This is a genomic window from Burkholderia humptydooensis, assembly GCF_001513745.1.
Taxonomy (GTDB): Bacteria; Pseudomonadota; Gammaproteobacteria; order Burkholderiales; family Burkholderiaceae; genus Burkholderia; species Burkholderia humptydooensis.
Genome location: NZ_CP013382.1, coordinates 1,653,261 through 1,678,089, shown reverse-complemented (window position 1 = coordinate 1,678,089; position 24,829 = coordinate 1,653,261). Strand labels below are relative to the sequence as shown.

The window sequence follows — 24,829 nt, the reverse complement described above, 5'->3', positions numbered from 1 at the left end:
CCACCAACGAGCGCGTTCGCAGTCGTTCCGATAAACATATCTCGTTTTCTTCGTTTCGCACGCGCAACAGACGATATAGGGTTCGCCGATATGACGATCGATACGGTGTCATCCAGTTCCATTCCGCTCGCGTGGATCGCGGGCGTCGGCGCGAGCGCCGGGCTCGGCGCGGCCGTCGGCCGGCGCTTCGCGCGCGGCGGCTACGCCGTCGTGCTGACCGGGCGCACGCACGAGCGTCTCGCCGCGGTCGCGGGCGAGATCCGCGCGCAGGGCGGCGTCGCGCACGTCGCGAGCGGCGACATCGCGAGCGAGGCCGACGTCGAGCGCCTCGCGATCGAGGTGCGCACGCTCGGCACGCTGCGGGCCGCGGTGTTCAACGCGGGCAACGCGCTCCGTGCGCCGACGCTCGAACTGAGCGTCGCGCAATTCGAGAACGCGTGGCGCACGAACGTGATCGGCGGCTTCCTGTTCGCGAAGGCGGCGCTCGCGCAACTGCTCGACGCAGGCGACGACGCGCGGCGCGACGACACGCCCCGCAGCCTGCTGTTCACGGGCGCGACCGCGTCGCTGCGCGGCCGCCCGCCGTTCGCCGCGTTCGCGTCGGCGAAGGCGGGGCTGCGCTCGCTCGCGCAGACGCTCGCGCGCGAGTTCGGCCCGCGCGGCGTTCATGTCGCGCATGCGGTGATCGACGGCGGCATCGACGGCGAGCGGCTGCGCAGCGCGGCGCCCGAGCGCGCCGCGCAAGCGGGCGCCGACGGGCTGCTGTCGCCCGACGCGATCGCCGACAGTTACTGGCAGTTGCACGTGCAGCACCGCAGCGCGTGGACGCAGGAGCTCGATCTGCGTCCGTACAACGAAGCGTTTTGACGAGGAGCAGTCGCAATGAGCACGGTCATCGAAGAATGGCCGCCGGTGCAGGAAGGCGGCGAGATCGAAGCAGAGGTCAATTACCTGGCGAAGGGCGCCGCGCGTCCGGTGTCGTATACGTTCGAGCCGCCGCCCGGCACGCCGTGGGCGACGGGCGAGCTCGCGCCGCGCCGCGTGAAGATCCGCGACGCGCGGCCGCTCGCGGCGGCGGGCGCGCTCGGGCTCGATGCGAGCGGCTTCGAGCTCGTTGCGCATCGCACCGCACTCGCGGATTTCGCCGACGACGCGGCGATCCGCTCGACCTACTACGCGGAAGTCGATGCGCTGCTGCGCGCGGCGACGGGCGCGGAAAAGGTCGTCATCTTCGATCACACGCTGCGCGACAGCGCGCACGGCTCGCGCGCGACGGCCACGCTGCGCGAGCCGGTGCGCCGCGTGCACAACGACCAGACGTTCGTGTCGGCGCCGCGCCGCGTGCGCGACCATCTGGGCGCCGACGAGGCCGCCGCGCGCTTGCGGCACCGCTTCGCGATCGTCAACGTCTGGCGTCCGCTCGACGTCGTCGAACGGCTGCCGCTCGCGCTGTGCGATGCGCGCACGATCGCGCCGGACGACCTGGTGCCGAGCGATCTCGTCTATCGCGACAAGGTCGGCGAGACCTATTCGGTCGTCGCGAATCCCGCGCACCGCTGGTTCTACTTTCCGCGGCTGCGCCGCGACGAGGTGCTGCTGCTGAAGATCTACGATTCGCTCGACGATGGCCGCGCGCGTCTCACCGCGCATACCGCGTTCGACGATCCGACGACGCCCGAGACGGCCGCGCCGCGCCGTAGCATCGAGGTGCGGGCGCTCGTGTTCTGGCCGGCGGCCGAGGCCGGGCAGTAAGCCGGGCGGCCGGCGTGCGCGAGGCGGCGCGCGTGCGGCGATGACGATGCGGCGAATGGAGTAGAACTTCGGTCGACCGATCGGGGCCGGCCACGCGCTGCGGCGTCGCATGCATTCGCCGTTCGCCGCCATTGCCGTCGCGTGCGCATTCGGGCTCGTGAGCAGTCGACGCTACGCGTGCGCGTCGCCGCGATCGGCGAACGGACGGCCCGGCAGCGGGCGACGCGTCGCGAGGCGATACGGGAGCGAAGTGCCTCGCCGCATCGTTTCGATGCGACGGAAGAATGAAGCGATTCGATTCCGGTGCGTGACCGATCGCGCGAGCGTCGATCCGATCCGCGACCGCGCGGTGTCGCGCGGTTGCCGCTGCGCGAGACGCTCTGTGGAGCGCCGCGCCTACCGTGCACTACTACGCGAGCCAGGCGGACCGGCGCGCCACTGCGCTCGCGACGGGCGGCCGATACGCCGCACGACGCGCGACGCGATGAACACAGGCGAACGAACGCGCGGTCAAACGAAGCGGCGCACGCCGCGCGGCATTCAAATCGTTTCAAATGACGAAATGCAGCCGCATGAGCCATTCAAACGCCCGCGTCGATTAATTCAGATACGGCGTGGTTGGGCTCGATGCCGCAATGACGGCACCAATCGAGATAAAGGAGAATATCGACATAGCGTTCCCCGCGTTCGATCTTGGAGAGATAGGATTGGTCGATGCTCAGGCGCTCGGCCAATTGCGTCTGCGTGAGGCCGGCTGCTCTTCTCAGCGCGCGCAAATGCGTGCGCAGCACGACATAACGAGGGTGATGAATGGAAGGGAGCATGGGCGAATGCTCCCTGCTGAATCGAAATAGTCCACCTTGGCCTAATTGCGCTATGATAGCCGAAAACTGACTTCGGCACTCTTTAACATAACAACATGGTTTTCGATTGTCGGTCGAAAAGAGGCAGTGGAATCATACGGGGAAATGGTAATGGCAACATACAAGGAATTGCTTGCCCAATTGGATGATTTGAAGCAGCAGGCGAAGACCGCACGCGCGGTCGAGTTGCCCGACGTGCTTGTCGAACTGCGCAAGAAGATCGTCGCGTACGGTCTCACGCAAAAAGATCTGTTCCCGCCTCGCCTCGGGCGGCCGAAGAAAGTCGACGCGCTGCCGAGGCCGCGCTATCGCGATCCGGACACGGGCGCGACATGGACAGGGCGCGGCCGCGCACCCGCCTGGATCGCCGGGCAGGACCGCGAGCGGTTCCTGGTCGATTAGCGCGCCGGCTGCGATCGCACGGCGTCGCCGGCGTCAGCGCGCGGCGTCCGCATGTGCGATCCCGAAGCGCTCGTTGTGCCCGACGCCGTTCAGATAGTAGTTGCCGATCGCCGCTTCGCGAACGATCGCCGGATTGTGCGAAGCGAGCACGCGCGCGTTGCGCCAGTGGCGATCGAAGCGGCGCGTCTCGCTCGTCGCCGATGCGCCGCCCACTTCGAACAGCAGCGTCGCGGCCTCGAGCGTCTGCGCGAGCACGATCTGCTGCGCCTGGAATGCCTGGATGTCGACGCGCACGTATGCATCTTCGGTCGCGCTGTCCGCTGCGCGCGCGGCGGACAGGTCGTCGAGCGTGCGTGCGATCGCCGCGACGAGGCTCTGCGTCGAATACGCGAGGCTCGCGAGCCGCCCGATCACGCGCTGCACGAGCGGATCGTGACGCGGGCTCGACGCGCCCGGCACGCCGAACGTGCGCGTGCGGTCGCGCGTGAAGGCGACCGCGTCGCGCAGCACCGCGCGCGTGATGCCCGCGAGATTCGCGAGATGCAGCGTCTGGAAATACGCGGTCAGCAGGCTGTTGCTGCGCGGCTGCGATGCATCGAAGCGCCGATAGATGTCGTCCGGCGCGACCTCGGTGCGCGTGAAGCGCGTCGTGCCGCTGCCCGTCAGGCGCTGGCCGAAGCCGTCCCAATCGTCGAGGCGCTCGACGCCCGGCGCGCCGGCCGGCACGAGCACGCGCAGGTCCGTATCGCCGTCGTTCGCGGTCACGTCGATCCAGTCCGCGTACAGCGTGCCTGTCGTGTAGTACTTCTCGCCGTCGAGATACAGCTTGCCGTTCTCTCGCGACAGCCGCACGGTGTTGCTCGTGACGGCGGCCCGCTCCGCGGTCGCGCCGCCGACGATCGTTCCGCGCGCGATGCGCGCGAACCAGCGGTCGCGCAGCGCGTCGTCGGCGCTCTCGTGCAGCATCTCGACGAAGCCGCCGTGCACGCGCAGGATCTGCGGCAGATTCGGATCGGCTTCGCCGAGCCGCGAGAGCAGCGCGAAGAACGGCGCGAGGCCGATGCCGTCGCCGCCCGCGGCCGTCGGCACGCGCAGCTTCGTGAAGCCCGCCGCGCGCAGCCACTCGACAGGTTCGTACGGCAGCTCGCGATGCTGGTCGCGCGCGACCGCGCCTTGCGCGATCCGGTCGAATATCGGGGCGAAGCGGCGGATCAGCGGATCGTCGTCGAACAGGCGCGCGGCGTCGGCGATCTTGCTGTCGTGCGCGTCGGCGTGCGACGGGGCGGCGGGCGTCGTGGTCCGCCGCAGCGTGGAATCGGGGCTGGAAATGGCCATCGGAGGTCCTGGCAGGGATGGGCGCGAAAAACAACCACGTTAAACGGAGCGCGCCCGCCCGGACAACGAACGAATCGTGCGATGCTTATGCGGCGCGAACGGGCGCGCGCGGCATGCCGCGCTTTCGCTCGCGCGTGCAAGGTGCGCGACTGCGCGCCCACGGCAGCGATCAACGGCTGAAACTCGCTGCGTGCCGCTTCGCCGCCTTGCTTCGCGCAGGAATCCACGTCGCGGCGAAGAGCGCGAGGGCGAACCAGCCGAGCGCGACGTCGCTGACCAGGTGGATGCGCTCGCCCGGCATCACCAGGCCCTGCACGAACATCAGCCCGAAGTGGGCGGCGTTCGCGACGACCGTGAAGTCGAGAAACAGCTTGTGCTCGAACGGATCGCTGGCGGCTTCCCACAGAAAGACGCCCCAGGCGACATAGACGGCCGAGATCATCAGTTCGTAGTGCTCGCCGCCGCCGTGCGCGCCGCCCCAGCGCACGAGGCGCAGCGCCAGCAGGCCGATGGGATCGCTCGCGATCCGATGGTCGATGCCGAGCAGGATCGTGACGATCGCCGTGCCGAAGAACAGCACGAAGCTGACGCCGAGCAGGCGGGTGATCAGCGATAGCCAAGGTGAGGCTTGCGGCCGGCCGCGCCCCTGAGACGAAGTCGAAGACATGAAATGCACCGTTTGGGTGAGATCGTTCGAGGCGCGAGCGTTTCGGCGCGCGGCCGATGCGCTCGCGACTGCGAAAGACGCGGCGTTCAGCTCGCCTGCATGGTCATCGGATGCAGCGGGATGCGCCGCGGCGCCGCTTGCGCCGCATATCGCGCGTTGCTGGCATCGATGTTCGCGAGCAGCCGTTCGAGCTGCGCGAAGTGCCTGCGGTTGTCGTGCTGCCACGGATGGAAGCCGGGCTTGAAGTAGGCGAGCGTGCTCGGCACCAGATGGATGAAGCCTTTCACGAAGAACCGCGCGAACGCCCACTTGCCCGTGACCTTGCCGTGCATCCGCCGGTGCGCGTTCATGAACGCCATGTGGAAATAGAAGTTCGTGCCCCAGAACACGGCGCTCGTGAGCAGCATCGAACCGACGCGCATCAGATAGCGCGTCGGCCCCGGTTTCATCACCGCGTTCCACACGTCGAACGCGACCGCCTTGTGCTCGGTCTCTTCCATCGAGTGCCACAGCCACATGTTCGCGTATGCGTCGGCCGAGTCGTGGAAATGCTCGAAGTTGCTGAGCAGCATGTCGGTCATGATCGCCGTGTAGTGCTCGAATGCGATCGTCTGTGCGAGCTGCAGCGGCGGCGGCAAGAGCTTGCGCATCAGTCCCGTGAATTTCCAGAAGCCGCGGTCGAGCCGATGCGCGGGATAACCGGCCGCTTCGGCGACGTCGTTGAACTCGACGTGCTCGCGACTGTGCATCGCTTCCTGCCCGATGAAGCCCTGAACCTGCTTCAGCAGTTCGGGGTCCTGAATGCGGTCGCGGTAGTGACGGACCGAGTCGATGAAAAAGCGCTCGCCCGCGGGGAACATCAGCGACAGCGCGTTGAAGTAATGCGTGTTGGCCACGCCGTTCACGTGCCAATCGCCAATGCGATCGGGCGGAAGGGCGAAGCGAACGTCACGGCGGACAATGGCAGGCATCGGGTCTCTCCATATCAATACGAATCGACGGCGCGTCCGCATCGATGCGGCGCATCGCGGGCGGACACGGACGGTAGAGCCGTCCACGTTCCGTTCGCGGAATCGTGGCGGCTCTTTTTAATAACGATCGTTATTCAACGAACGCTACGCCGCGATTTGATCTCTGTCAACTGAATCAGTGTTTGATGTAATTATTTGCGGCGCAGAAGCAAGGCTGGCGGTCGGTGGCGGGCGGGTGGCCGGCTCGGGGGCGACTCGTGGGCCGGCGCGAAATAGAACGCTCGCGCGTATCGGCGCGCGGCCGGTGCATGGTGCGTTGCCGCATTCGCCAGGCAGCGATGCGCGGTCCATCGCATTGCGTTGCAACACGGCAGCGCAGCGTGCGGCGCACGACGTCGCGTCGCGCCTCGCGAATCCGCGCGAGGCGCCGGACGAATTCCGGCGTCGCGCCACGTCGTCCGTTGCAGGCGATCCCGCCGCCGCGCGCTTAGCGCCGCCGCGCATATCGATCTGCGGATAAATTCGTGGCGACGCGCATTCGATCGGCCGAGAATCGCCTGCATTCCCAACGACTTGCCTCGCGTGCGAGGCCGACCGCCGATGAGCCGAGATCTGCTGCTCCTGCTGGAACCCGGATTCGCCGATCCCCAACACCCGGGCGAGCGTTTCGTCTGTCCCGGCAGCGTGCCGATCGAGGGCCTGCTTGCGAGCGATCCGTCGAGGCAGGCACGCCTCGACATTCGCCGGCTGCCGTTCGCGCGGCCGCGCGAAGCGGCGATCGCTGCGCTCGATGCCGATCACCAGGGGCTGCCGGTGCTCGTCCTCGGCGACGACGCGCCGCCGCCCGACGACGCGCTCGCGCTCGGCGGCAAGCGTTTCGTCACCGATTCGCGCCGCATTCTCGAACTGCTCGCCGAACGGCACGGCTTTCCGAAGCTGCACTGAACGGCGCCGCCGCGCCGCGGTCCGACGGCGTTGCGGCATCCTCGACCGCAGCCCGGCCGCGGCCGCCTTGCCCGCGTCGCGGCATCCGGCTCCGCGTGTCGCCACGGCGCCGTCGTCCCGGCGCCGCTGCTCGCCTTCATCGATGACATACGTCTTGACGCGGCCGCCGCGCCGTCAACTGCATCTGAACGTCAACATCCTGCACTCGGGCTTCGTGCCGTCCGCGTGGCGGATCGACGAAGCCGATCCGCGCGCGTTCGTCGACGTCTCGCATTACGTGCGCGTTGCGCGGATCGCCGAGGCCGCGAAGTTCGACGCGGTGTTTCTGGCGGACAACGCATCGATCGTCGATCAGATCGACTTCCGCCCGATCACCGCGCTCGAACCGACGATCCTGCTCGCGATGATCGCCGCGGCGACAACGCACATCGGCCTCATCGGCACCGCGTCGACGAGCTACAACGAGCCGTTCAATCTCGCGCGCCGCTTCGCGTCGCTCGATCATGCGAGCGCCGGACGCGCCGGCTGGAACGTCGTGACGACGGCCGACGCCGGCTCCGCGCGCAATTTCGGCCTCGACGCGGTGCCCGACCATGCGGCGCGCTATGCGCGCGCGGCCGAGTTCGTCGATGTCGTGAAGGCGCTGTGGGACAGTTGGGACGACGACGCGCTCGTCGGCGACAAGGCGAGCGGCCGCTTCGTCGATACGGCGAAGGTGCGGCCGATCGCGCATCGCGGCGCGCATTTCCGCGTGCAGGGGCCACTGAACCTGCCGCGTCCGCCGCAGGGGCATCCGGTGCTCGTGCAGGCGGGCGGCTCGGCCGACGGGCGCGCGTTCGCGGCGCGGCACGCGGAGGCGGTGTTCTCGGCATCGCAATCGCTCGACGAGGCGCTCGGCTACGCGCGCGAGCTGAAGGCGGCGGCGGCCGGGTTCGGCCGCGACGACATCAAGGTGCTGCCGGGCCTGACGACGATCGTCGGCGCGACCGAGGCCGATGCGCAGCGCCGCCGCGACGAGCTCATCGATCTGATCCCGCTGCGCTACGGCCTGAACCGGCTCGCGGGCACGCTCGGCGTGCCGGTCGAGCGGCTCGCGCCCGATGCGCCGCTGCCCGGCGATCTCGTGCTGCCGGACGGCGGCAACGGCAACCACACGTTCTTTCATGCGACGCTCGCGAGCGCGCGGCGGCACGGCTACACGGTGCGCGAGCTGATCCGCGCGATGGCGGGCGGCGGCGGGCATCGGGTGATCGTCGGCACGCCCGAGCAGATCGCCGACGACATCGCGCACTGGTTCGACGCCGGCGCGGCCGACGGCTTCAACCTGATGCCCGACGTGCTGCCGGGCGGGCTGCAGGATTTCGTCGACGGCGTCGTGCCGATCCTGCGGCGGCGCGGGCTTTTTCGCGCCGAATACGAAGGGGCGACGCTGCGCGACCATCTCGGTCTTTCTCGGCCGGTGAGCGCGGGGGCGCGCGAACGCGCGTGATGCTCGGCTCGCCCGGGCGGGCCTTTGTTCATTGACCGTTTCCGCGTGCGCCGTTTCGCCGTTTCGCCGTTTCGCCGTTTCGCCGCGCGGCGCGCAAACCGTCGCGCAGCGAAACGGCGGCACGGGTATCATTCGACGCTTCCCACCCTCGTGCGGCGGCGGCATGCCGCGCTCACTACAAGATACCCATGAGCCTGCAGAAGATCATCTACGACACGGACCCGGGCGTCGACGATTCGATGGCGCTCGTGTTCCAGGCGCTTCATCCGGACATCGAGCTGCTCGGCGTGACGAGCGTGTTCGGCAACGCGACGATCGACACGACGACCCGCAACGCGCTCTATCTCGCGGGCCGCTTCGCGCCCGGCGTGCCTGTCGCGCGCGGCGCGGCCGCGCCGCTGCGGCGGCCGGCGCCCGAGCCGCTCGGCGGCATCCACGGCGACGACGGCCTTGGCAACACGGGCCTCGCCCTGTCCGTCGACGCCGCGCGCGCGCCGAACCTCGACGCCCGGCCCGCGCATCGCTTCATCATCGACACGGTGCGCGCGCATCCGCACGAAGTCACGCTGCTCGCGGTCGGGCCGCTCACGAACCTCGCGCACGTGCTCGCCGAGGATGCGGAAGTCGCGACGCTCGTCAAGCAGGTCGTCATCATGGGCGGCGCGTTCGGCACGGCGGGCGTGCTCGGCAACGTGTCGCCCGCCGCCGAGGCGAACATCGCGGGCGACCCCGACGCGGCGGACATCGTGATGTCGGCGTCGTGGCCGCTCGCGATCGTCGGGCTCGACGTCACCCAGGCCACGATCATGACGGCCGAGTATCTGGCCGCGCTGCGCGACGAAGCGGGCGACGCCGGCCGCTTCGTGTGGGACGTGTCGCGCCACTACGAGGCGTTCCATCGCGCGAGCGCGGGGCTCGCCGGGATCTATGTGCACGATTCGTCGGCGGTTGCATACGTGGTCGCGCCCCAGTTGTACAGGACGCGCACGGGCCCGGTGCGCGTGCTGACGAGCGGCATCGCGGCCGGCGAGACGATCCAGAAGCCGGCGACGATGACCGTGCCCGCGCCGGACTGGGACGGACGGCCGTCGCGCGATGTGTGCATCGGCGTCGACGCGGACGCGATGCTCGCGCTCTACCGCAAGACGCTAATCGGCTGACGGGCGGCGCGCGATCCGCCGCCCGTCACGCGCCGAAGCCGATCGCCTGCAGAAAGCGCTCGAACGTCGCCGCATCCGCGTACGACTTCTGCGTGCCGAAGCCCGTCACCGAATGGGCGGCGTACGCGGACGCGAGCCGCATCGCGGCGGGCACGTCGAGCGCCGCCGCGTAGTGGCGTGCGAAGCAGCCGATGTACGCGTCGCCCGCGCCCGTCGTGTCGCGCGCGTCGACGGCAACGGGCGGCACGCGCACGACGCCCGCGCGCGACACGAGGAGCGAACCCTTTTCTCCGAGCGTGACGATCACGTGCTTCACCCCGCGCTCGACGAGCGAGCCCGCTGCGCGCTCGATCGCGTCGGGCGTATCGGTTGGCATGCCCGACACGAGCGCGAGCTCAGTCTCGTTCGGCACGAGGAACTCGAGCTTCGCCAGCCGCGCGAAGTCGAGATCCGGCACGCCGGGCGCGGGATTCAGCAGCACCGGGATGCCGCGCGCGGCGGCGAAATCGATTGCGTAGTAGACCGTCTCGATGTCGATCTCGAGTTGCAGCACGACGAGGCGGCTCGCCTCGATCTGCGCGGCGGCCGCGTCGATGTCGGCCGGTTGCAGGTGCCGGTTCGCGCCCTTGACGATCAGGATCCGGTTGCGCGAATCGGGGCTCACGAAGATCGGCGCGACGCCGCTCGATACGCCGGGCACGCGGCGCACGTGCTCGATGTCGACGCCGAAGCGCTCGAAGTTGCGCAGCGTGTCGTCGGCGAACAGGTCGTCGCCGACCTTCGACACCATTGCGACGCGCGCGCCCAGCTTCGACGCGGCCACCGCCTGGTTCGCACCCTTGCCGCCGCAGCCGAGCTCGAAGTTCGGCGCTTCGAGCGTTTCTCCGTCGGCGGGCATCCGCGTGACGTAGGTCACGAGATCGACCATGTTGCTGCCGATGACGGTGATCGTCTCCATCAGTCGTGTCCTCGGAAGGGAAGTGTTGTCGTGATTGTTGAACGCGCGTCGAACGCGCGTCGGGCGGGCGCCTTGCGGCGGTCGCATTCGAATGGAATCACATCGACGGCGCGCGCTCAATTGTTTTTGCGAACGCGATGCGGAGCGATCGATGCGGGCGCTCGCATTCGCCTGTCGGAGACGCGTGCGGCGGCCGGTTGGGCGAGCGGGGCGCGCCGGCTCGACGTGGCCGATGGCCGAGCCGGACGGTGTCGCCTGGCGCGCCGGGCCGGCCGGGCATCGCGATCGAGAAGCCGGTGCCGGGCGTCACATGCGCGAGCGGCTCGGACAGTTCGATCGGGTGCAGCACGGGGGTTCTGAACGGCTCGCCGCATCGGGCGCCGCATCGCGGGTGCGCTTCGCGAAGCCGCGCGACGCGAAGCGATTGCACGCGCGCGCCGGCGGCCGGCCGTGCGCTATCATTCGCGGATGCCCCGTCTGGCCGAGGTTTTCCGTCCCCGTAATCGGGGCGGCGCCATTGGCCGATCCTGACCGCCGAAGCCCGTGCCGCCTGATCCGTCGTCTCCTCCCGCGTTCTATTACCTGTCGAACTTCGAGCGTGCGCTCGCGTGGCTCGTCGAGCGCTACGACGACGTGCTCGACGCCGACGAGCACGCGTTCGTCGCCGCGTTCGGCACGCTGCCGCGCGCGTCGCGCGCGCTGCTCGTGCGGATGCTGATGCGCAAGGGGCCGATGTTTCGTGCGAGCAAGCTCGTCTATGACGAGATCGGTTGTCCGCACGCGGCTGCGGCGCCGCTCGTCGCGCTCGGCTGGATCGATCCGGAGCCGGCGCTTTCGCTCGACGCGCTGTTCGCGCTCGCGACGAAGCCCGAGCTGCGCGACGCGTTTCCCGATGCGCCCATGAGCGGCGCGATCCGCAAGGCCGACTGGCTCGACGCGCTGCGCGCGCGCTACGACGGCGAGCGCCCGTGGGCGCGATGGCTGCCGTCGATCGACGATCGCGTGCTGCGCGTGACGGTCGATGCGCTCTGCAACCGGCTGCGGCTGATGTTCTTCGGCAATCTGCATCAGGACTGGTCGGAGTTCGTGCTTGCCGACCTTGGGCTGCTGCAGTACGAGACGGTTGCGTTCGCGCCGTCGTCGCGCGCGTTCCAGCGGCGCGGCGACGTCGACGCGTATCTGCAACTGCACGCATGCCGCGAGCAGCTCGAAGCCTGGCCCGTTGACGCGCCGCTTGCGCCGCTCGTCGACGCGGCGGCCGCGGTCGACTGCGGGAACGCGTGGCTCGCGATGCGCCGCGCGAAGCTGGCGTTTGCGATCGGCCAGGCGTGCGAGCGCCGCGCGGACTGGGGCGGCGCGCTCGCCGCGTATGCCTCGAGCGCGTGGCCCGGCAGCCGGCAGCGGCGCGTGCGCGTGCTCGAACGCTGCGAGCGCTTCGGCGCGGCGCTCGCGCTCGCCGACGAAGCGGCGCGCACGCCCGAAAACGAAGCGGAGGCGCAGCAGATCGCGCGGATGCTGCCGCGGCTGCGGCGGCGCGTCGGCTTGCCGGCCGTGCGCGCCGCGCGTGCGCAGGAGATTCCGCGCGACGGTATCGAGCTCGCGCATCCGGGCGTGCCGTATCCGGTCGAATACGTTGCGCGCGATCACCTGAGCCGCGCGGACGCGCCCGTCTTCTACGTCGAGAACGCGCTGATCAACTCGCTGTTCGGGCTGCTGTGCTGGGAGCCCGTGTTCGCCGCGGTGCCGGGCGCGTTCTTCCATCCGTTCCAGCGCGGGCCGGCCGACCTGCACGCGCCCGATTTCCGCGCGCGCCGCGCCGCGCAGTTCGACGCATGCCTCGCGCAGCTCGACGGCGCGCGATACCGCGACACGATCCGTCGGCACTACAGGCAGAAGATGGGCGTGCAGTCGCCGTTCGTGTTCTGGGGCGTGCTCGACGGCACGCTGCTCGAGCACGCGCTCGCGTGCCTGCCCGCCGAGCACCTGCGGCTGTGGTTCGAGCGGCTGCTCGACGACGTGCGCGGCAACCGCTCGGGGCTGCCCGACCTCGTGCGCTTCTGGCCCGCCGAGCGCCGCTACGAGCTGATCGAAGTGAAGGGCCCGGGCGACAGGCTGCAGGACAATCAGATTCGCTGGCTCGACTACTGCGTGCGGCACCGAATGCCGGTGCGCGTGATCGACGTGCGCTGGAGCGGCGACGCGCAAGCGTCGTCGCAGGACGAGGAGGCGCTCGCGTGAGCTACGTCGTCGCGGTGCGCGCGATGTGCGAATTCACCGCGCGCGAGGGCGATCTCGATCTGCGCTTCACACCCGCGCCGAGCGCGCTCGAAGGCATCGCCGGGCATGCGACGGTCGCGGCGCGCCGCGGCGCCGGCTACGAGAAGGAGATCGCGCTGTCGGGCGAGCATCGCGGCCTCACGGTGCGCGGCCGCGCGGACGGCTACGATCCGGCGCTGAACCGCGTCGAGGAAATCAAGACGCATCGCGGCGATCTCGCGAGGATGCCCGCGAACCAGCGCGCGCTGCATTGGGCGCAGGCGCGCGTGTACGGGCATCTGCTGTGCGAATCGCGAGGGCTCGCGGAGCTGAGCGTCGCGCTCGTCTATTTCGATGTCGGGACGCTGCGCGAGACGGTGCTGACCGAAACGCACACGGCCGCGACGCTGAACGCGTGCTTCGCCGAGCAATGCGAGCGTTTCGTCGACTGGGCGGCGCGCGAGGACGCGCATCGCGTCGCGCGCGATGCGGCGCTGCGCGCGCTCGCGTTTCCGCACGCGCGCTTTCGCAGCGGCCAGCGCGAGCTCGCGGTCGCCGCCTATCGCGCCGCGCGCGACGGCCGCGCGCTGCTCGCGCAGGCGCCGACGGGCATCGGCAAGACGCTCGGCGCGCTGTTTCCGCTGCTGAAGGCGTGCGGGGAAGCGCATCTGGACCGGCTCTTCTTCCTGACCGCGAAGACGCCCGGCCGCGCGCTCGCGCTCGACGCGGCCGACACGCTGCGCGCGGCCGCGGACGGCGCGCTGCCGCTGCGCGTGCTGGAGCTCGTCGCGCGCGACAAGGCGTGCGAGCATCCGGACGCCGCGTGCCACGGCGAATCGTGCCCGCTCGCGCGCGGCTTCTACGATCGGCTCGCGGCCGCGCGCGCCGCCGCGCTCGAACACGGCCGGCTCGATCGCGCGACGGTGCGCGCGGCCGCGCTCGCGCACGACATCTGCCCGTACTATCTCGCGCAGGAGCTCGCGCGCTGGTGCGACGTCGTCGTCGGCGACTACAACTATTACTACGACGGCAGCGCGTTGCTGCATGCGCTCGCGCAGCAGAACCAGTGGCGCGTCGGCGTGCTCGTCGACGAGGCGCACAACCTGCTCGACCGCGCACGCGGGATGTACAGCGCGGCGCTCGACCAGCGCGAGCTCGCCGGCGTGCGCAAGCTCGCGCCCGCGCCGCTCGCGAAGGCGCTCGAGCGCCTGAACCGCGAATGGAATGCGCTCAATCGCGAGCAGGCGGGGGCGTACGTCGTGCATCCGGACGTGCCGCCGCGCGTGCTGTCGGCCGCGCAGAACCTGATCGGGCGCTTCTCGGAGCTCGCGGCGCAAGTGCCGCTCGCGCTCGACGATGCGGTGCTGCGCTTCTGTTTCGACGCGATTCATTTCGTCGCGCTCGCCGAGCAGTTCGGCACGCATTCGATCTTCGATGCGACGCGCGTGCGCGCGCCGGCGCCGCGCCGCGGCGGCAACGCGTCGATCCTCTGCGTGCGCAACGTGATTCCCGCCGACTTCCTCGCGCCGCGCCACGAAGCCGCGCGCGCGACCGTGATGTTCTCGGGCACGCTGAGCCCGTTCGATTTCTACCGCGACACGCTTGGGTTGCCGGACGACACCGGCACGCTCGACGTCGACGGGCCGTTTCGCGCCGAGCAACTGACGGTGAAGGTCGCGTCGCACGTGTCGACGCGCTGGCGCGACCGCGAGCGCTCGCTCGAGCCGATCGTCGCGCTGATCGCCGCGCAGTACGCGGCGCGGCCGGGCAACTATCTCGGATTCCTGAGCAGCTTCGAGTATCTGCAGCAGGTCGTCGCGCGGCTGCGCGAGCGCCATCCGGCGCTGCCCGTCTGGGAGCAGGCGCCCGGCATGGACGAGGCCGCGCGCGACGCGTTTCTCGCGCGCTTCGAGCCGAACGGGCAGGGCATCGGCTTCGCGGTGCTGGGCGGCGCGTTCTCGGAGGGCGTCGATCTTGCCGGCGACAGGCTGATCGGCGCGTTCGTCGCGACGCTCGGGCTGCCGCAGGTCAACGACGTCAACGAGGAGATGCGGCGCGCGATGGATGCGCGCTTCGGCCGCGGCTACGACTACGTCTACCTGTTTCCGGGCTTGCGCAAGGTCGTGCAGGCGGCGGGGCGGGTGATTCGCACCGAGCACGACGAGGGCGTGCTGCATCTGATCGACGACCGCTTCCGGCGCGGCGAAGTGCGGCTGCTGCTGCCGCGCTGGTGGCGGCTGAGCTGACGCGACGGCCGCGCGGATCGCCCATCGTGCGGCATGTGCGGCATGCGCGGCATCGTTCGAGCTGCCCGGCGTCTCAACCCGCTTCGCGCTTTCCCATCGATTGCCTCAACCAGTCGGCGAGCCGCTGCGCGCCGTCCGGCAGGTCCGCATTCGCGCGCGTGCACAGATAGTAGTCGCGGCCGTCGTCGAGCGTGTGGTCGAACAGCGTGACGAGTTCGCCGTTCGCCAGTTCCCGCTCGATCAGCGGCACGCGCAAAAGCGCCGCGCCGAGCCCCGCGCGCGCTGCGGCGAGCGTCAACTGACCATCCTCGAACAGGGGGCCGACCGTGCGCGTGACGTGTTTCACGCCCGCGCGCTGGAACCAGTTGACCCACGTATTGCGATCCTCGTCGTGCACGAGCGGCGCGGCGGCGAGGTCGGCGGGCCGCCTGAACGGCCCTTGGCGGCGCGCGAACGCGGGGCTGCATACGGGCACGACCGCGCCCGACACCAGCCGCTCGCACCGATAGCCGCGCCAGTCGCCGACGCCGAAGCGGATCGACAGGTCCGACGCGTCACTCAGGTAGTTGCGGTGGTGCGCGTACAGCACCGTCACGTCGACGTCCTGGTTCTCCGCGAGGAACGCGTGCAGGCGCGGGACGAACCAGCCGGTCCCGAACAGCGGAATCAGGCTGATCGTGATCTGCCGCAGCGACGAGCGGTCGCGAACGGAGCCGGTCGCGCTGCGCAGCACCGAGAACGCGGCGCTGATCGACCGGTAGTAGTCGCGCCCTTCGTCGGTGAGCCTGAGCGTGCGGCCGTCGCGCAGCGTGAGCGGCGTCTGCACGAAAGTCTCCAGCAACTGCAACTGGTGGCTGACCGCGGACGGCGTGATGTCGAGCTCGGCCGCCGCGGCCGTGACCGAGCCGACCCGCGCGAACGCCTCGAACGCGCGCACGGCGCGCAATGGCGGATCATTGGTCAATCGTTCGATATTTTTTCATGTATCGAATTTTATCGAAACGTCTTTCGTTGCGAAAATGAAAAAAACTGGCTTGAATACAATGTCTTAATGCGCTGGCGCGGTATCGGCATAAATATCGAACAATTGAATATTTGCAGACATTGATTCCAGATATTTAATATTTTTCATGTGTGGTGCGCGCTCTTCTTATTTCTCTTCGATCTCCAGGTTCCGCTCCCAGATGAAATTTCCCGCCATGTTGTCGCCCGGCGTCGCGCTTTGGGGCGCCGCCGTCTTTTCCGCGTCCGCCGCGCAAGCGCAAGCGCCTGCCCGCGCAGCCGAATCCGCTGAATCCGGCGAGGTCGGCCGGCTCGCGCCGCAGACGGTGCTGATCGGCCTCGCCGCGCCGTTGACCGGCCCGTCGGCGCGCATCGGCAAGGATCTGCAGAACGGCGCACAGCTCGCGCTCGACGACGCGAACAGCCGCCATTCGACGCTCGGCGGCAAGCCGGTCGTGTACCGGCTCGTCGCCGCCGACGACCAGTCCGACCCGCGCGCCGCGGTGACGGTTGCGCAGCAGCTCGTCGAGCGGCGGGTGATCGGCGTCGACGGGGCGCCAGTACACGCGGCAAGGCTATCCGACCGCGTTCCGGATCGTCGGCCATGACGACGCGAGCGGCGCGTATGCGGGCGCGTACGTCGTGAAGACGCTGGGCGCGAAACGGATCGCCGTGATTGACGAGCGCACCGCGTTCGGCGCGGGGCTCGCGGATCGGTTCGTGAAGAGCGTGGACGCGAACGGCGGCGCGATCGCGTTCGACGCCGAAGGCAATCTGCGCGACCCGGCGTTCACGATCTATCGCGCGGGCGGCGGCAAGTGGGGGGCGGTCGATGTGCTGGGCGGCGTCGGCGCGAACGGCAACGCTGAGGGCGGCGCGCAATCGGGCTCGCCCGGTTCGACGGACTCGACGGACTCGACGGACTCGACGGACTCGACGAAAGTCGCGAACGCATCGAAATGACGGCAATCCAGGAGACACACCGATGACGATCATTCCCATCCATCCGGCCGCGGGCGGCGCGGCGGACGGCGAGCCGCTCGGCATCCTCGCGCGGCGGCGCATCGAGGCGGAGATCATCAAGCCGATCTACGAGATCATGAAGCGCGAGTTCGGCGTCGAGCGCGCGCAGGCGGTGATCGCGGAGGCGGTGCGCGGCGCGGCGCTCGACGCGGGTCGCGCGTTCGCAGCGAAGGAGCTGGGCGGCACGAGCATCGCGTCGTTCGCCGCGCTGCAGGCGCTGTGGGAGAAGGACGATGCGCTCGACGTCGACGTGCGCCACGCGGACGACACGCATTACGACTACGACGTGCGCCGCTGCGCGTATGCGCAGATGTATCGCGAGATGGGCCTTGCCGAGATCGGGCATCTGCTGAGCTGCGCGCGCGACAGCGTGTTCATCGAGGGCTACGACCCGCGCATCGCGTTGACGCGCACGCGCACGCTGATGCAGGGCGGCACGCATTGCGATTTTCGCTACCGGATGGCGGAGCCGGGGCGGGGCGGCGCGGGCGAAGCGCAGGCGCAGACGGAGGCACAGACGCAGACGCGCGAGTCGACCGGGCCGACGGAGTCGTCGCCGGGGCTTCGAACGAGGTCTTCGCCGGAATCCCGGGCGGCCGGCGACGCGCCGGGCGCTCGTCCCTCATCCCCGCCGACGCCCGATCGGGATGCCGCCGCATCGTCGCCCGCCGGCGCGCGCGCGAACCCGGGGGCAAGCGATGCGGCGCGGTGACCGCCTGAATCAACGCTTACAACAATCTTCACAAACTGATTCCAATAATTGCGATATGCTTTCATATTACGAATGACCATGAAATAAACCAACCACACAAACGGGGGTAATTCGATGGCGATCACCCAAACGGGGACCAATGCGCTGCTGGCGGCCAGTACGCAAAGCGATGTCTGGTCGCAAATACAGGATGCCGCGCAGTCGCTGATCAACGGCGCCACGGGCAAGACGGCAATGGACGTGAGCGGGCTCGTGTCAGTGCTCGTCAACGCGAAGACGGCGGGCCAGGCCGCGGAGATCAAGAACCAGGCGGCCTGGAACAGCACGCAGATCTCGGCGCTCGGTGCGCTCAAGCTCGCGCTCAGCAACCTGAAGACGGGCGTCGAGCCGCTGTCCGACGGCATGCTCGCGCAGCAATTCACGTCGAAGGCGAGCGGCAAGGGGCTCGCCGCGACGATGGACAAGGGCACGGTCGCCGGCAGCTATCAGGTCGAGGTCAAGCAGATCGCGCGCTCGCAGACGCTCGTGTCGGCCGGCTTCGATCCGAAGCAGCAGCTCGGCTCAGGCACGCTGACGCTCAAGGTCGGCGACCGCTCGACGTCGATCGACATCGACGCGGCGAACAACACCCCCGCCGGCATCGCGGCCGCGATCAACTCGGCGAAGAACAACCCCGGCGTGACCGCGACGGTCGTGACGGGCACCGACGGCGCGCACCTCGTGCTGCGCTCGAGCGCGTCGGGCAGCGCGAACGTGATCAACGTGAGCGTGGCGAACGTGAAGGACGACGCGGGCCTGTCGGGGCTCGCGGTCCAGTCGACGGCCGACGGCAAGGGCGGCAAGTCGGCGATCACGTCGGCGGGCGACGCATGGAAGCAAAGCGACTTCGCGCAGGATGCGATCGTCACGGTGGGCGGCGTGATCACCGCGCGCAGCGCGGACAACGCGGTCAAGGGCGTGATCGCGGGCGTGACGATCAACGTGACCGAGGAGGCGATCGGCGCGCCGCAGACGCTGTCGATCGCCCGCGACATCGACGGCCAGGCGCGCACGGTGACGAACTTCGTCGACCTGTACAACTCGATGATCGGCACGATGGGGCAGCTCACGTCGTTCGACAAGACGGCGAAGCCGGGGCAGCAGGGCGGCCCGATGATCGGCGATTCGATGCTCAACGGCATTCGCAATTCGCTTGCGCACATCGTCGGCGGCGGCGTGCCGCACGGCGACAACAAGCGCGCGTCGCTCGCGGCGCTCGGCATCACGTTCGCGCGCCCCGGCGACAAGCAGCCGGAAGGCGCGCTGATCGTCGACAAGGCCAAGCTGAACGAAGCGCTGCAGAACGATCCGCAGGCGGTGGAGGCGCTCTTCAACAAGACGAACGGCATCGGCGCGCAGGTCACGAAGGCGCTCGACGTGCATTTGCGCAAGGACGGTTCGTTCGACATCCGCTCGAATGCGATCGACCGCGACATGAAGAGCATCGCGCAGCGGCAGGCGCGGCTCGAGACCTACGCCACGCAGTTGACCGCGCAGTACAAGGCGCAGTTCACCGCGCTCGACGCGCTGATGGCGCGGATGCAGCAGAACACCAACTATCTGACGCAACTGTTCGGCGGCGCGAACAGCTCGGGCGCGCTCGCGAACAACAAGTGACGCGAACGGGGGCGCGGCGGGCAAGGCCCGGTGTACTGCGCTCCTGCGGGAAGACCGGGGTTCGCGCGGTGCGAGCCTTGGCGTCTCGTCTCGGCGGCGGCCACGCGCGGCGGTAGTGCGCGTGGCCGCCGTTTTTCGTTTTGGTGTCGTCGCGCGTTTTGTCGATGCTCCGACGCCGTGCGGACGCGGCCGGGCCTTGCGTCGGCGCTTGCCCGGTTCGCGATGATTCGTCCCGCTTCACGTTGCCGCGTCACCTTGCCGCTTCACGCCGCCGTACCGCCGGGACGCGGTGCCGCGCGTCTACGCGTCCCACGCGGGCGTGTCGCCGAAACGCTCGGCGAGGAAATCGATCATCGTGCGCATCGCGAGCGGCATCTGCTTGCGCGACGCGTAGACCGCGTAGATGCCGAGATCGGGCGCCGCGCAGTCGGGCAGCACGCGCACGAGCGCGCCCGCGCGGACCGGCTCGGCCGCCGCGAACGTCGGCAGCAGCGCGACGCCGCCGCCCTTGATCGCCGCGCGCAACAGCACGAGCGCGTCGTTCGCGCTCAGATTGCCCTGCACGGGCACCGTCGCCGGCTCGCCGTCGCGCGTCAGGTGCCACAGGCTCTGCCCGAAATAGGCATACGTCAGGCAGTTGTGCCGCGCGAGATCGTGCGGCCGCTTCGGCGCGCCGTGCTCGGCCAGGTAGCCGGGCGACGCGCACAGCACCGAGCGGCACGTGCCGAGCCGCCGCGCGATCAGGCTCGGGTCGACCTCGTTCGTGATCCGGATGGCCAGATCGATCCGTTCGTCGACGAGATCGGCGGTGCGGTCGGTGACGAGCAGATCGACCGACACGGCCGGGTAGCGGGCCAGGTAGTCGAGCACCGCGTCGGTCACGTGCGTCTGCGCGAAGATCGCGCTCGCGGTGATCCTCAGCGCGCCGCGCGGCGCGTCGCCCGGCTCCGCGACGACGGTCGCGACGTGATCGGCGAGCCCGAGCATGTCGCGGCAGAGCGGCAGCATCTGCGCGCCCGCCGCGGTCAGCGTCAGGCGCCGCGTCGTCCGGTGCAGCAGCCGCGCGCCCGTCCATTGTTCGATGAACGCGACGTAGCGCGACGCCATCGCGCGCGACATGTCCAGATGCTGCGCGGCGGCCGATACGCTGCCGCGCTCGGCCGTTTCGACGAACACCCGCATCGCGGTGATTCGGTCCATATTCGCTCAATCCATGCAACAAATTGTCGACTCGTACATTCTATTTGATCGAATGGATATCGAATAGACTCGCTCCACTTTCCTTGTCTTGGCAAACGAGCGACCGCGATGAACCAATTCCTGCTTCAGTATTTCTTCGATCCGCTGTGCGGCTGGTGCTATGCGAGCGCGCCCGCGCTCGCCGGGCTCGACGCCGCGCACCCCGGCGTGCTCGAGCTGATGCCGTCGGGGCTCTTCACCGGCGAAGGCGCGCGCGAGCTGACGCCCGAATGGGGCGAGTACGCGTGGCGCAACGATCAGCGCATCGCGCAGATGACGGGCCAGCGCTTCACGCACGCGTATCGCGAGCAGGTGCTGCAGCGCGGCGGCGTGCGTTTCGATTCCGGGCCCGCGAACCGCGCATTGACCGCGCTGGGGGGCATCGACGCGCGGCTCGAGCGGCCGCTGCTCGAAGCGATCCAGCTCGCGCGCTACGTCGACGGCCTCGACACCGCGCGCCCGGACGTGCTCGCGCGCGTCGCGGCGGACGTCGCGGCGCGGGCGGGCGGGGTGACGATCGACGCCGACGCGCTCGCGCGCCGGATCGACACCGACGCCGCGCTCGCGAGCGCGACGGCCGAACGCATCGCCCGCACGCAGCAGGCGATGCAGCGGCTCGGCGCGTCAGGCGTGCCGCAACTGCTGCTGACGGTGGGCGAGCGCGGCTACGTGCTGCACGGTGCGACCCTGTACGGCGGCGCGCAGGCGGCCGTCGCGGCGGTCGAGCGCGTGCTGCGGGAGGCTTGACGCGGGCGTCGGGCGTCGGGTAGTCGGCCGATTGCCTGATCGGCTGTTCGCCGCCCCGCCCGAGGGCCGGCGCGCCGACGCGGGCGACATCCGCTCAGTCGCGCACGCGGACGACGATCTTGCCGAACGGCCCGCGCTCGAGATGCGCGAACGCGCGCCGCGCGTCGCCGAACGCGTAGACCGTATCGATGACCGGCTTCAGCCGATGCGCGTCGATGGCCGCAACGAGCGCTTCGAGCGCGCGCCGGCTGCCGACTGAAATTCCGTGCAGCGTCGCGCGCCGCAACATCAGCGGCACCGCGTCGAGCCGAATCTCCGGCGACGCGAGCAGCCCGACCTGCGTGATCCGGCCGCCGTCCGCGAGCGCGCGGACCGACTGCCGGACGTTATCGCCGCCGATCAGCTCAATCACGTGGTCGACGCCGCGGCCGCGCGTCAGCTCGAGCGCGCGTTCGGCCCACGCCGGCGTGCGGGCCGTGTCGATCGTCGCCCACGCGCCGAGCGCTTCGGCGCGCGCGAGCTTCGCCGCATCGCGCGACGTGACGATCACGCGCGCGCCGAGCGCGGCGGCGATCTGCAAGCCGAACAGCGCGACGCCGCCCGTGCCCTGAACCAGCACCGTCTGATCCGGCTGCAACGCGCCGTCCTCGACGAGCGCGACCCACGCGGTCAGCGCGGCGATCGGCAGCGTCGACGCGTCGAGGTCGGACAGCGTGTCGGGCGCGCGCACCGCCGCGGATTCGTGCAGCAAGACGTAGTCGGCGAGCACGCCGGGCAGCGGCCCGCCGAGCGACAGGCCGTGCTCGTGCATCTCGGCGGGCGGCGCGCCGTCGAGCCATTGCGTCCAGAAGTTGCCGATCACGCGGTCGCCCGCGCGAAAGCGCGCGACGCGCGCGCCTGTCGCCACCACCTCGCCGCACATGTCGGATGCGGGCACGAACGGCATCGGCGGCCGCTGCGGCAGCAACTCGCCGTTCGCGACGAGCTTGTCGCGGTAGTTCAGCGATACGGCGGCGACGCGCACGAGCAGTTGCCCCGCGCCTGGCGACGGAATCGGGCGCTCGGCCTGTTCGAGCCTGTCGATGCCGAATTCGGGCAATTGCCATACGCGCATGGTGTCCGTCATGTTCCCCTCGCTGGATCGATTGAATGGGCTCGCCGCGGAGCGAGTCGCGATGACGCATTCTATTGAGGACATCTGCGCTCCAGTTGCGCTATGTTTTCGCAACACTGGATCTCCAAAGTCTCCAATCGGATACCGGATGAACATCACGCGGCTGAATCATTTGCAAGGCATGCTGGCCTTCGTTCATGCGGTGAGTGCGGGCAGCTTCACCGCCGCGGCTGCGCGGATGGGCGTGTCGAAATCGGCGGTGGGCAAGAGCGTCGCGAAGCTCGAGGCGCAGCTCGGCGTGCGCCTGTTCGACAGGACGACGCGCTCGCTCGGCCTGACGGCGGAAGGCAGTCTCTATTACGCGAGCTGCGCGAAGATCCTCGACGAACTCGCGCACGCGCAATCCGCGCTCGCGCACCGCCGCCAGCAGGCGAGCGGCCCGCTGCGCGTGAGCCTGCCCGTGTCGTTCGGGCGGCGTTGGGTGCTGCCCGTGCTGCTCGACGTCGCCGAACGGCATCCGTTGCTGCGGCTCGATCTGTCGTTCACCGATCGGCCGGTCGATCTCGTCGACGAAGGGATCGATCTCGCGGTGCGGATCGGCGACCCGGGCGACAGCGCGAGCCTCGCGTGCCGCGGCCTGGGCCGGCAGCGTTCGGTGCCGTGCGCGTCGCCCGCGTATTTCGCGCGGCGCGGCCGGCCGCGAACGCCCGAGCAACTGCGCGAGCACGACTGCATCGTGTTCGCGCGCGGCGGCCGCGTCGCGCCGTGGCTGCTCGCCGACGACAACGGCAGCCCGCTGGCGGCGGCGGTGCGGGCCGCGCACACCATCGGCCACGGCGACGCGCTGCTCGACGCGGCCGTCGCGGGCCTGGGCATCGCGTATCTGTCGACGTGGCTCGCGGCCGACGCGTTGCGCGCCGGGCGGCTCGAAACCGTGCTGGCGGAGCGCGCGATCGACGACATGCCGATCAACGTGCTGTGGCCGCATTCGCGCGCGCTCGCGCCGAAGGTGCGCGTGACGGTGGACGCGCTCGTCGGGCGCTTCACGCCGGCGCCGCCGTGGGCGGGCGACGCCGCGTGACGGCGGCCGCCGTCAGCTTGCCGGCCCCTGGTCGGCGCAGGGTCTTTCGAAATCAGGTTTAATCGGTTTGAGCCGCGCCGGCCGCGCGTTAGCATCGACGATTGAATCCACGCGCCACGCGCCACGCGCGCCGGCCGGACGCTCATCATCGAACGGAGAGAAAAGATGGCACTACGCTCACTTGGCACCTCGGCGATTCAAGTTTCGCCGCTCGTGTTCGGCGGCAACGTGTTCGGCTGGACCGCCGACGAGAACACGTCGTTCTCGTTGCTCGACGCGCTCGCCGATACCGGCATCAATTTCATCGACACGGCCGACGTCTATTCGGCATGGGCGCCCGGCAACCAGGGGGGCGAATCGGAGACGATCATCGGCAAGTGGCTCAAGCGCTCGGGCAAGCGCGACCAGGTCGTGATCGCGACGAAGGTCGGGCTGCTCGAAGCGCGGGCCGGCCTGTCGCGCGAGAACATCCTGAAGGCCGCCGACGATTCGCTGCGGCGCCTGCAGACCGACTACATCGATCTCTATTTCTCGCACCGCGATCTCGCCGACACCGCGTCTCTCGAGGAAACGCTCGGCGCGTATCAGACGCTGATCGAGCAGGGCAAGGTGCGGATCATCGGCGCGTCGAACTACAGCGGCGCGCGGCTGCGCGAGGCGGCCGAACTGAGCCGGCGCACCGGCCTGCCCGCGTATCAGGTGATCCAGCCCGAATACAACCTGTACGACCGCGAGGAATACGAGCGCGATCTCGAGCCGGTGGCGACCGAGCTGAAGCTCGGCGTCGTCACCTATTACGCGCTCGCGAGCGGCTTCCTGTCGGGCAAGTACCGGTCCGAGGCGGACCTGAAGAAGAGTGCGCGCGGCGGGCGCGTCGAGCAATATCTGAACCCGCGCGGCTTGCGGATTCTCGCGGCGCTCGATGTGGTCGCGGCGAAGCACGCTTCGACGCAGACGTCGGTCGCGCTCGCCTGGCAGATCGCGCGGCCGAGCATCACCGCGCCGATCGCGAGCGCGACGTCGATCGAGCAGTTGAGCGCGCTAGGCGCGGCGATCCGGCTGCAGCTCGACGCGGACGACATCCGGCAGCTCGACGACGCGAGCGCGCCGTAAGCGGGAGCGTTTTCCGCGTCGCGTCCACGCCGCCCGTGCGGCGTGGACGTTCGCGTCCGATCTCGCCGACGCCATTCAACCTTTCGGTCGATACCGCG

Annotated in this window: 21 protein-coding genes and 1 pseudogene; 14 read left to right on the top strand and 8 right to left on the bottom strand. The window is 69.6% G+C overall.

Going from position 1 to position 24,829, the window contains the following annotated elements:
• The first annotated feature begins 90 nt into the window (after positions 1 to 90).
• Positions 91 to 867 (top strand): SDR family NAD(P)-dependent oxidoreductase, encoded by a 777-nt coding sequence (locus AQ610_RS26475; RefSeq protein WP_006027482.1) that lies wholly within the window; start codon positions 91 to 93, stop codon positions 865 to 867.
• A gap of 15 nt (positions 868 to 882) precedes the next feature.
• Positions 883 to 1,752, top strand: coding sequence for a CmcJ/NvfI family oxidoreductase (locus AQ610_RS26470; RefSeq protein ID WP_045554738.1), 870 nt, complete (start codon positions 883 to 885; stop codon positions 1,750 to 1,752).
• A 581-nt stretch (positions 1,753 to 2,333) separates the two neighbouring features.
• On the opposite strand, the gene AQ610_RS26465 is transcribed toward AQ610_RS26470, so the two are convergent.
• Complete coding sequence (locus AQ610_RS26465) at positions 2,334 to 2,576, bottom strand: helix-turn-helix domain-containing protein (RefSeq protein WP_009914773.1); 243 nt, start codon at positions 2,574 to 2,576, stop codon at positions 2,334 to 2,336.
• 150 nt (positions 2,577 to 2,726) lie between these two features.
• Between AQ610_RS26465 and AQ610_RS26460 the strand changes: the two genes are divergently transcribed.
• On the top strand, positions 2,727 to 3,017 hold the full coding sequence (locus AQ610_RS26460) for an H-NS histone family protein (protein ID WP_043282781.1): 291 nt from the start codon (positions 2,727 to 2,729) through the stop codon (positions 3,015 to 3,017).
• 33 nt (positions 3,018 to 3,050) lie between these two features.
• On the opposite strand, the gene AQ610_RS26455 is transcribed toward AQ610_RS26460, so the two are convergent.
• The 3 genes from AQ610_RS26455 to AQ610_RS26445 all read right to left on the bottom strand — a co-directional run bounded on the left by AQ610_RS26455 (position 3,051) and on the right by AQ610_RS26445 (position 5,990).
• A complete protein-coding gene (locus tag AQ610_RS26455) occupies positions 3,051 to 4,352 on the bottom strand; it encodes an acyl-CoA dehydrogenase family protein (RefSeq protein WP_006027478.1) in 1,302 nt (433 codons plus the stop codon).
• Between the two features lie 169 nt (positions 4,353 to 4,521).
• Positions 4,522 to 5,019 carry a DUF6632 domain-containing protein gene (locus AQ610_RS26450; protein WP_043282779.1) on the bottom strand — a complete coding sequence of 166 codons (498 nt, stop codon included), beginning with the start codon at positions 5,017 to 5,019 and terminating at the stop codon, positions 4,522 to 4,524.
• 86 nt (positions 5,020 to 5,105) lie between these two features.
• Positions 5,106 to 5,990 (bottom strand): metal-dependent hydrolase, encoded by an 885-nt coding sequence (locus AQ610_RS26445; RefSeq protein ID WP_009914778.1) that lies wholly within the window; start codon positions 5,988 to 5,990, stop codon positions 5,106 to 5,108.
• A 600-nt stretch (positions 5,991 to 6,590) separates the two neighbouring features.
• Here AQ610_RS26445 and AQ610_RS26440 point away from each other — a divergent pair.
• The 3 genes from AQ610_RS26440 (at position 6,591) to AQ610_RS26430 (ending at position 9,584) form a co-directional block, all read left to right on the top strand.
• The gene (locus AQ610_RS26440) at positions 6,591 to 6,935 is read left to right on the top strand and encodes a DUF3088 domain-containing protein (RefSeq protein WP_006027474.1); all 345 of its coding nucleotides are present in this window, start codon (positions 6,591 to 6,593) and stop codon (positions 6,933 to 6,935) included.
• 142 nt (positions 6,936 to 7,077) lie between these two features.
• Positions 7,078 to 8,424, top strand: coding sequence for an LLM class flavin-dependent oxidoreductase (locus AQ610_RS26435; protein WP_043282778.1), 1,347 nt, complete (start codon positions 7,078 to 7,080; stop codon positions 8,422 to 8,424).
• Between the two features lie 188 nt (positions 8,425 to 8,612).
• The gene (locus AQ610_RS26430; RefSeq protein WP_006027472.1) at positions 8,613 to 9,584 is read left to right on the top strand and encodes a nucleoside hydrolase; all 972 of its coding nucleotides are present in this window, start codon (positions 8,613 to 8,615) and stop codon (positions 9,582 to 9,584) included.
• 25 nt (positions 9,585 to 9,609) lie between these two features.
• Here the strand turns inward: AQ610_RS26430 and rbsK are convergent, their stop codons facing one another.
• Positions 9,610 to 10,542 (bottom strand): ribokinase, encoded by a 933-nt coding sequence (gene rbsK, locus AQ610_RS26425; RefSeq protein ID WP_006027471.1) that lies wholly within the window; start codon positions 10,540 to 10,542, stop codon positions 9,610 to 9,612.
• A 543-nt stretch (positions 10,543 to 11,085) separates the two neighbouring features.
• Between rbsK and AQ610_RS26415 the strand changes: the two genes are divergently transcribed.
• Both AQ610_RS26415 and AQ610_RS26410 read left to right on the top strand, forming a co-directional pair.
• Positions 11,086 to 12,780: a VRR-NUC domain-containing protein gene (locus AQ610_RS26415; RefSeq protein WP_006027469.1), complete on the top strand. Its 1,695-nt coding sequence runs from the start codon at positions 11,086 to 11,088 to the stop codon at positions 12,778 to 12,780.
• A complete protein-coding gene (locus AQ610_RS26410; protein ID WP_006027468.1) occupies positions 12,777 to 15,044 on the top strand; it encodes an ATP-dependent DNA helicase in 2,268 nt (755 codons plus the stop codon). The genes AQ610_RS26415 and AQ610_RS26410 overlap by 4 nt, the downstream gene beginning before the upstream one ends.
• Before the next feature lie 73 nt (positions 15,045 to 15,117).
• On the opposite strand, the gene AQ610_RS26405 is transcribed toward AQ610_RS26410, so the two are convergent.
• A complete protein-coding gene (locus tag AQ610_RS26405; protein ID WP_009914795.1) occupies positions 15,118 to 15,990 on the bottom strand; it encodes a LysR substrate-binding domain-containing protein in 873 nt (290 codons plus the stop codon).
• Between the two features lie 184 nt (positions 15,991 to 16,174).
• Between AQ610_RS26405 and AQ610_RS37010 the strand changes: the two are divergent.
• From AQ610_RS37010 to fliD, 3 genes and pseudogenes are all read left to right on the top strand, one after another.
• Positions 16,175 to 17,009 (top strand): annotated as a pseudogene (locus AQ610_RS37010) (ABC transporter substrate-binding protein).
• Between the two features lie 22 nt (positions 17,010 to 17,031).
• On the top strand, positions 17,032 to 17,781 hold the full coding sequence (locus AQ610_RS26390) for an L-2-amino-thiazoline-4-carboxylic acid hydrolase (protein ID WP_006027464.1): 750 nt from the start codon (positions 17,032 to 17,034) through the stop codon (positions 17,779 to 17,781).
• 114 nt (positions 17,782 to 17,895) lie between these two features.
• Complete coding sequence (fliD, locus tag AQ610_RS26385; protein WP_006027463.1) at positions 17,896 to 19,437, top strand: flagellar filament capping protein FliD; 1,542 nt, start codon at positions 17,896 to 17,898, stop codon at positions 19,435 to 19,437.
• 300 nt (positions 19,438 to 19,737) lie between these two features.
• On the opposite strand, the gene AQ610_RS26380 is transcribed toward fliD, so the two are convergent.
• Complete coding sequence (locus tag AQ610_RS26380) at positions 19,738 to 20,637, bottom strand: LysR family transcriptional regulator (protein ID WP_006027462.1); 900 nt, start codon at positions 20,635 to 20,637, stop codon at positions 19,738 to 19,740.
• Positions 20,638 to 20,745: 108 nt separating this feature from the next.
• Here AQ610_RS26380 and AQ610_RS26375 point away from each other — a divergent pair, with 108 nt between their 5' ends.
• Entirely contained in the window at positions 20,746 to 21,423 is a 678-nt protein-coding gene (locus AQ610_RS26375) for a DsbA family protein (protein WP_006027461.1), read from the top strand.
• Positions 21,424 to 21,517: 94 nt separating this feature from the next.
• Here AQ610_RS26375 and AQ610_RS26370 read toward each other — a convergent pair whose 3' ends face one another.
• Complete coding sequence (locus tag AQ610_RS26370; protein WP_006027460.1) at positions 21,518 to 22,549, bottom strand: zinc-dependent alcohol dehydrogenase family protein; 1,032 nt, start codon at positions 22,547 to 22,549, stop codon at positions 21,518 to 21,520.
• Positions 22,550 to 22,685: 136 nt separating this feature from the next.
• Here AQ610_RS26370 and AQ610_RS26365 point away from each other — a divergent pair, with 136 nt between their 5' ends.
• Both AQ610_RS26365 and AQ610_RS26360 read left to right on the top strand, forming a co-directional pair.
• Positions 22,686 to 23,618, top strand: a complete 933-nt coding sequence (locus AQ610_RS26365; RefSeq protein ID WP_006027459.1) for a LysR family transcriptional regulator — start codon at positions 22,686 to 22,688, stop codon at positions 23,616 to 23,618.
• Between the two features lie 165 nt (positions 23,619 to 23,783).
• Complete coding sequence (locus AQ610_RS26360; RefSeq protein ID WP_043282777.1) at positions 23,784 to 24,731, top strand: aldo/keto reductase; 948 nt, start codon at positions 23,784 to 23,786, stop codon at positions 24,729 to 24,731.
• The last annotated feature ends 98 nt before the right edge of the window (positions 24,732 to 24,829 follow it).

Bases quoted from the DNA above. Each gene is read 5' to 3' on its own strand.
- AQ610_RS26360 (WP_043282777.1), top strand. From the start codon at position 23,784: ATGGCACTACGCTCACTTGGCACCTCGGCGATTCAAGTTTCGCCGCTC.
- rbsK (WP_006027471.1), bottom strand. From the start codon at position 10,542: ATGGAGACGATCACCGTCATCGGCAGCAACATGGTCGATCTCGTGACC.
- AQ610_RS26370 (WP_006027460.1), bottom strand. From the start codon at position 22,549: ATGACGGACACCATGCGCGTATGGCAATTGCCCGAATTCGGCATCGAC.
- AQ610_RS26455 (WP_006027478.1), bottom strand. From the start codon at position 4,352: ATGGCCATTTCCAGCCCCGATTCCACGCTGCGGCGGACCACGACGCCC.
- AQ610_RS26440 (WP_006027474.1), top strand. From the start codon at position 6,591: ATGAGCCGAGATCTGCTGCTCCTGCTGGAACCCGGATTCGCCGATCCC.
- AQ610_RS26380 (WP_006027462.1), bottom strand. From the start codon at position 20,637: ATGGACCGAATCACCGCGATGCGGGTGTTCGTCGAAACGGCCGAGCGC.
- AQ610_RS26445 (WP_009914778.1), bottom strand. From the start codon at position 5,990: ATGCCTGCCATTGTCCGCCGTGACGTTCGCTTCGCCCTTCCGCCCGAT.
- AQ610_RS26470 (WP_045554738.1), top strand. From the start codon at position 883: ATGAGCACGGTCATCGAAGAATGGCCGCCGGTGCAGGAAGGCGGCGAG.
- AQ610_RS26375 (WP_006027461.1), top strand. From the start codon at position 20,746: ATGAACCAATTCCTGCTTCAGTATTTCTTCGATCCGCTGTGCGGCTGG.
- AQ610_RS26475 (WP_006027482.1), top strand. From the start codon at position 91: ATGACGATCGATACGGTGTCATCCAGTTCCATTCCGCTCGCGTGGATC.
- AQ610_RS26390 (WP_006027464.1), top strand. From the start codon at position 17,032: ATGACGATCATTCCCATCCATCCGGCCGCGGGCGGCGCGGCGGACGGC.
- AQ610_RS26430 (WP_006027472.1), top strand. From the start codon at position 8,613: ATGAGCCTGCAGAAGATCATCTACGACACGGACCCGGGCGTCGACGAT.
- fliD (WP_006027463.1), top strand. From the start codon at position 17,896: ATGGCGATCACCCAAACGGGGACCAATGCGCTGCTGGCGGCCAGTACG.
- AQ610_RS26450 (WP_043282779.1), bottom strand. From the start codon at position 5,019: ATGTCTTCGACTTCGTCTCAGGGGCGCGGCCGGCCGCAAGCCTCACCT.
- AQ610_RS26435 (WP_043282778.1), top strand. From the start codon at position 7,078: ATGACATACGTCTTGACGCGGCCGCCGCGCCGTCAACTGCATCTGAAC.
- AQ610_RS26365 (WP_006027459.1), top strand. From the start codon at position 22,686: ATGAACATCACGCGGCTGAATCATTTGCAAGGCATGCTGGCCTTCGTT.
- AQ610_RS26465 (WP_009914773.1), bottom strand. From the start codon at position 2,576: ATGCTCCCTTCCATTCATCACCCTCGTTATGTCGTGCTGCGCACGCAT.
- AQ610_RS26460 (WP_043282781.1), top strand. From the start codon at position 2,727: ATGGCAACATACAAGGAATTGCTTGCCCAATTGGATGATTTGAAGCAG.